At 57.5% G+C, this 3,390-nt stretch carries 4 protein-coding genes and 1 pseudogene; 1 reads left to right on the forward strand and 4 read right to left on the reverse strand.

The genetic code is table 11. From position 1 onward, the window contains the following. The coding region (locus HX846_RS18810; protein ID WP_218645442.1) for an AlgP family protein at positions 1–576 on the reverse strand (576 nt) is incomplete at its 3' end. Positions 577–768: 192 nt separating this feature from the next. Between HX846_RS18810 and HX846_RS18815 the strand changes: the two genes are divergently transcribed. Then, positions 769–1,434 (forward strand): FKBP-type peptidyl-prolyl cis-trans isomerase, encoded by a 666-nt coding sequence (locus HX846_RS18815; RefSeq protein WP_008439319.1) that lies wholly within the window; start codon positions 769–771, stop codon positions 1,432–1,434. A gap of 53 nt (positions 1,435–1,487) precedes the next feature. Here the strand turns inward: HX846_RS18815 and HX846_RS18820 are convergent, their stop codons facing one another. The 3 genes and pseudogenes from HX846_RS18820 to HX846_RS18830 all read right to left on the reverse strand — a co-directional run. Beyond that, complete coding sequence (locus HX846_RS18820; protein ID WP_003208832.1) at positions 1,488–1,946, reverse strand: Rsd/AlgQ family anti-sigma factor; 459 nt, start codon at positions 1,944–1,946, stop codon at positions 1,488–1,490. A 206-nt stretch (positions 1,947–2,152) separates the two neighbouring features. Further along, on the reverse strand, positions 2,153–2,674 hold the full coding sequence (locus HX846_RS18825) for a disulfide bond formation protein B (RefSeq protein WP_102604071.1): 522 nt from the start codon (positions 2,672–2,674) through the stop codon (positions 2,153–2,155). Between the two features lie 236 nt (positions 2,675–2,910). After that, a pseudogene (locus tag HX846_RS18830) lies at positions 2,911–3,390 on the reverse strand (heme biosynthesis protein HemY); the annotation flags it as partial.

Consider the following 3,390-nt stretch of genomic DNA (forward strand, 5'->3'; position numbering starts at 1 on the left):
TTTAGCGGCTGGCTTGGCAGCTGGTTTTGCAGCAGCAGTTTTAGCCGCCGGTTTGGCAGCCGATTTAGCCGGTGCTTTTGCTGCAGGCTTGGCCGCAGCTTTTGCAGGTGCCTTGGCAGCGACGGCCTTGCTGGCTGGTTTTTTCGCCGCGCTGGCTGCAACAGCTTTAGCCGGAGCACGGGTGCTCAGCACTTTGCCTACAGCTTCCTTCACACGACCAACACCCTGGGCCAATTTCAGGCTCTCGGAAGCATCACGCTTGAGTTGGGAAATGTAGGTGCGGGTTTCGGATTGACGATCCTTGAGGGCGTCGAGCAAGTCCTCAAGTTCTTTGACGGCGTCCTTGGCCTTGGCTTGTGCCTTGGCTTTGCCAGCGGTCGCTGCGCCTTGCAGTTTGGTGCGGGATTTGTGCAGTTTTTCCTGAGCTTTGCCGCGTTGTTTTTCAAGCTTGGCGAGCAACTTCTCAGCATCAGCCAAGGCTTGTGAACAGGCGCTTTCCAAATGTTCGAGCAGGCTGCCCGAAAGTTGTTGGAGCAAATGCAACGGGGTATTTACAGGCTTCTGTTTGGCCGACATGGTTTACCTCCTGGCTGACGTGGGTGCGGCTCATACTAGCCCTCTGCTCTTACCGCCGCTAGGGCATGTTGACAGTATCGATTGGCTTGCGTTGCACCGCACGAAAATTCTTATTGATATAACGAAAATCCACGCCACTTTTTAAGCATTCACACTGGCATAATCCATCGCACTTTCGGTTGGAGAACGCCCATGTCGCGTTACCTTTTTTTAGTGTTGAGCGTGGTGCTTTGCGTGGCCAACGCAAGCGAGAAATCCCCCTCCAAAGATGACCACGACCTGGCCTACAGCCTGGGCGCGAGCCTGGGTGAGCGCCTGCGCCAGGAGATGCCTGGGTTGCAGGTAGAGGCGCTGATCGACGGACTCAAACAGGCCTATCAAGGTAAGCCACTGGCCCTGGACGACACACGCATCGAACAGATCCTTGCCCAGCACGAAGCACAAAACGCGCCGGACAATCGAGCACCACAAAGTGAAAAGGCACTCGCTGCCGAGCAACAATTTTTAGCCAGTGAAAAATCCAAAAGTGGTGTGCGTGAATTGGCAGACGGCATCCTGCTGACCGAACTGACCCCTGGCAGCGGGAAGAAACCGGCGGCCGATGATCGCGTGCAAGTGAATTATGTTGGGCGGTTACCCGACGGGACCGTCTTCGACAAGAGCACACAACCTCAGTGGTTTCGCCTGGACAGTGTGATCAGTGGCTGGCGCAGTGCGTTGCAACAGATGCCGGTGGGCGCGAAGTGGCGCCTGGTGATTCCATCCGACCAAGCCTATGGCGCTGATGGCGCAGGCGAACTGATCCCGCCTTATACGCCGCTGGTATTCGAGATCGAATTGCTCAAGGCGGGCGCCTGAGCCCAAACGAAAAACGGTGCGCAATGCGCACCGTTTTCTTGTGTCGGGGGGAGTCAGGCCTTAGCCGTCAACTCTTCCTTGTGAGCGTTGTGCAGCACTTCGATCAGGCAATCTTCCAGCTCGAAACGCTCGTGAAGCAAACCACCCAGCTCTTTGAATTTTTCTGCAACGCACTGGCCGGCATCACACAGGTCGTTGAACGCCAGCAGCTTCTCGGTGATGACATCGATGCGCGGGTAAATCGTCTCCGCCAAATCGAGGCCACGTTGATCGTCGAAAGCCTCGGCCTCTCTGGTCAACTGCTCGTAGATACCGAAGTGCCCCGCCGATACGTAGTCCACCAATACGCCGCAGAATTCCTGCAACGGCTTGCGGTTCTCGCTGAGCGCTTCGGGCTTGGCACCGAGAGCATCAAAGGCCCGAACCAGTTCGTGACGCGCTTTCAACCAACCATCGATCAGTTTGTGCACCCCACCCCAGCGTTCCTGAGCATTCTGACAACGTTCCAGCATGATGATCTCTCTTCCCTATAGGGGCGCCGCACGCTGCCCGCGCAACACTTCAAGGTTAAAGCGGCAACCGGGCAAAGGTGCATCGAACAGTCTGTTTCAATAACGCGTGCGGGCCAGATTATGCCCGCACGACTATGTCATCAAGGTACGCAGGAGAGAAAGTTCATACAAGTGTTTAATCCCTTCCTACAACCTGCGGTTACCTGTCAGTGCCGTGCAAGGCCAAAACGCTGGCTCAGCAGCAACCGCGAGAACTGCGCGATGCCAAGGATCAGCATCGCCACGAAGAACAGCAGGCTCCACTCGGGAATACTCAAGTCGAACAGCGTCCAGTTGATTTCCACGCAGTCGACGGTGCCCTTGAAGATCAAGGCCAACGTCTCTCTCAGCGACAGGTTCTCGATCATGGATTGAAGGCCGGGCCAACAGGCAGGCAACTGTTCCGGCGGCGTATTTTGCAGCAGCACCTGGCGTACGGCGGTAATGGCGCCCAGCACTGCACACCCCATGCTCGCCGCCCAATACAGGTAGATCCCGGACCGCTTCGGCCCATGAATCGCCGCCACGAGATTGATCAGCGTGAAGGCAGCCACAAGAATTCGTTGCACCTGGCACAGGAAACAAGGCCGCAAAAACGCGGCGTATTCCAGGTAAAAGGACGCGCCCAGCGTCAGCGCACCAGCCAGGAACGCCAGGAGGAACAGGGAGCGTGAGGGGGCCAAAGACATTGTTTATCCGCAACGCAAGAGATAGGTAGTTACGGTAGAGGAAAGACCTTACCCCTTTCAATACGCGCCAGAGCAGACGATTCCGCGAGAGCGTAGGGATATCCCGTCAGAAGGCGAGCGATTAAACGCGCGTCTACGTAGGAGTTTACTACAAGCCGTATTGACTACAGCTATTGGCGTTATTGAAGGGTTGGCCACCAGACAATTCTGAGGCAACCCTTACTCTGTTTCCTACTTCAAACCCGTGCCGGCACCGGCAGCGGTGACGCCAGCAAACGCTTGTCCAGCAAGCCCAGGCCTTCCTGGAACAACTGGTTGCTGCGCTCGGTGTCGCCCAACTGCGCCAGCAGGCGTGCCAGCTCGGCGCAGGCCTCAGGGTTGCGCTGCACCTGAAGGCTGCTTTCAAGGTAATCCCGCGCCTTGCCCCACAAGCTGTTTTGCAGGCACAGGCGCCCCAGGGTCAGCAGCAGGCTGGCATCGCCTGGATGGTCCTTGAGCCAGCCTTCGGCGAACTTCAACTGCTTCGCCGGATCGCTGCCACGCAGCAGCCCGTAGAGCCGGATCAGATGACTGTCGTACTCGCGCTTGAGGGCACCGCGCAGCACTTCTTCGGCCTTGGCGTCCGCGCCCAACTGGCGCAGTTGTTCGGCGTACGCCAGCACCAGTTGCGGCTCCTGGCGCTGGGCCGAAGTCAGTTGTTGCAAGGCCAGCTCCAG

This window comes from Pseudomonas sp. K5002, from assembly GCF_013386655.1.
Taxonomy (GTDB): Bacteria; Pseudomonadota; Gammaproteobacteria; order Pseudomonadales; family Pseudomonadaceae; genus Aquipseudomonas.

Bases quoted from the DNA above. Each gene is read 5' to 3' on its own strand.
- HX846_RS18815 (WP_008439319.1), top strand. From the start codon at position 769: ATGTCGCGTTACCTTTTTTTAGTGTTGAGCGTGGTGCTTTGCGTGGCC.
- HX846_RS18820 (WP_003208832.1), bottom strand. From the start codon at position 1,946: ATGCTGGAACGTTGTCAGAATGCTCAGGAACGCTGGGGTGGGGTGCAC.
- HX846_RS18825 (WP_102604071.1), bottom strand. From the start codon at position 2,674: ATGTCTTTGGCCCCCTCACGCTCCCTGTTCCTCCTGGCGTTCCTGGCT.